Here is a 1,849-nt window from a genome sequence, read left to right as displayed (position 1 = left end):
ATCAAAAACAGTGTTTGCAAATGGTCTTAGTGTAGGAAGAGTAGGAGATATAGTTTCATGTGGTTTTAAAGTAATAAAAGGTAGTGAAAACGTGTTTGCAGGCTAAAAATGAAAGGGATGGACTCCAAAACAGGAAAAGAATTAGAAGGAATAGAACATCTGAAACAATCAATAATTGATATACTGACCACTCCTATTAACAGTAGAATAATGAGGAGAGATTATGGGTCAAGACTATTTGAATTAGTAGATAAGCCAATAAATAGAGATTTAACTTTGGAAATCTATTCAGCAGTAGCAGAAGCTCTACAAAGGTGGGAGGAAAGATTTAAGCTAGAAAAAGTAAAAATGACAGAGGTGAAAGAAGGAAAAGTAACGCTTGACCTAGAAGGATTATACTTACCAAGCGGGAAAAACATTCATTTTGATGAAATTGTAGTTTAAAGATGCAGCAGCTAAATATTGTAGAAAAGCCAAATTTCGAGGAAATATTTTCAAGAATGAAAGAAGAGTTAGTCCGTAGAGATGAAACCTTTTCAGGATTAGTAGAATCGGATCCAGCAATGAAAGTTCTGGAGGTAGCAGCATGGAGGGAATTGTTACTAAGACAAAGAATAAATGAGGCAGTAAAAAGTAATGTACTGAAGTTTGCAATGGGAGAAGATCTTGATAATTTAGCTGAGTTTTATGGTGTAGAAAGGGAAAAAGGGGAAGATGATGAACGATTTAGAAAAAGAATTAAAGCAAAGATAGTAGGCTCAAGCACGTGTGGAAGCAAGGAGTATTATAGGTATTATGCACTGTCAGCAGATAGTAGAGTAAAAGATGCACTAGTGGAATCAACTATACCAGGGAAAGTACAAATTTCAATCTTATCAACACAATTATCCACAACTGGCATAGCTTCAGAAGAGCTACTTGAAATTGTAAAAAAGCAGGTTACTAGAGATGATATAAGGGTTTTAACAGATACAGTAACAGTAATTGGTTGCAATATTACGGAAATAGATATTCACAGCAGAATGAGCATAAGTCCTGTAATATCGAAGGAGGAAATCAAGAAGCAGTTCATTAAGAAGTTTGAAGCAAATAGAAGGCTGGGATGGAATGTTACAAGATCTTGGATAATAGCAAATTTGTTTGTAGAGGGTGTAGAAAACGTAGAATTAATCGAGCCAAGAGAGGATGTTGTGGTTCTGGGGAATGAGTGTACAGTGCTTGGCTACGTCAAGTTAGATAGGACTTAAAACGTATTTTTTTGCTTTGTGGAATCATAAAAGTTTTACCAAGTGAGAGGATTACGTGCAATAAGTGGTTTACTGGATAAAAATGACCGATGTTAGGGAGACGAAAGTATCGATTTTCTTCCAGAAGTTGTAATTTGTTTTTTAAAGTATGGATAATATGGTCAAATATTATGGAAAGTGTTTTCGATATTAAGAACATCTTTATTTTTGATCAGTTCTGCAATGATCTCTTGCTTACTCATAAGCTACCTAAATAAAGGAAATTAAAGCAACTTGAAAGAAAAGACAAATGAAAAGTTTATTACCGCCAAACGCAACAAAGCAAGAAAAAGCGCTAGTAGAAACAATCGACTATAAAGTTAATCCAAGTTGCATAAGAGGGTTTAAATTTAGATTAGAAGAAGAAACATTGCCGTGGTTGATTGAGGAATATGGTTTAGAAGAGATACTGCGTTGGGTAAAAGATAGAAGAAAAGCCGTAATAGAAGGAGTAAAATTTCAAAGACTGAGAGGAACTCCAGCATCACTAAAAATAGCACTAAAATGGGCAAATATAGAAGATATTACAATTATCGAAGAACCACCTGGTAAACATTTTTTTG

4 protein-coding genes are annotated in these 1,849 nt (G+C 34.5%); all 4 read left to right on the top strand.

Going from position 1 to position 1,849, the window contains the following annotated elements; genetic code table 11:
- The coding region (locus BA053_RS08815) for a PAAR domain-containing protein (RefSeq protein ID WP_458695153.1) at nucleotides 1-106 on the top strand (106 nt) is incomplete at its 5' end.
- A gap of 2 nt (nucleotides 107-108) precedes the next feature.
- Nucleotides 109-444 carry a GPW/gp25 family protein gene (locus BA053_RS06130; RefSeq protein ID WP_065095147.1) on the top strand — a complete coding sequence of 112 codons (336 nt, stop codon included), beginning with the start codon at nucleotides 109-111 and terminating at the stop codon, nucleotides 442-444.
- Between the two features lie 2 nt (nucleotides 445-446).
- Nucleotides 447-1,247: a baseplate assembly protein gene (locus BA053_RS06125; protein ID WP_065095146.1), complete on the top strand. Its 801-nt coding sequence runs from the start codon at nucleotides 447-449 to the stop codon at nucleotides 1,245-1,247.
- 289 nt (nucleotides 1,248-1,536) lie between these two features.
- Nucleotides 1,537-1,849: phage tail protein (locus tag BA053_RS06120; protein ID WP_218914980.1), on the top strand; the 313-nt coding region annotated here is incomplete at its 3' end.

Source organism: Wolbachia endosymbiont of Nomada ferruginata, assembly GCF_001675785.1.
GTDB lineage: Bacteria > Pseudomonadota > Alphaproteobacteria > Rickettsiales > Anaplasmataceae > Wolbachia > Wolbachia pipientis.
The sequence above is the reverse complement of the archived record's forward strand: the minus strand, read 5'-3'. Positions and strand labels throughout refer to the sequence as shown.

Coding starts and splice junctions, on each gene's coding strand:
- BA053_RS06130 (WP_065095147.1), top strand. CDS start 109: ATGAAAGGGATGGACTCCAAAACAGGAAAAGAATTAGAAGGAATAGAA.
- BA053_RS06125 (WP_065095146.1), top strand. CDS start 447: ATGCAGCAGCTAAATATTGTAGAAAAGCCAAATTTCGAGGAAATATTT.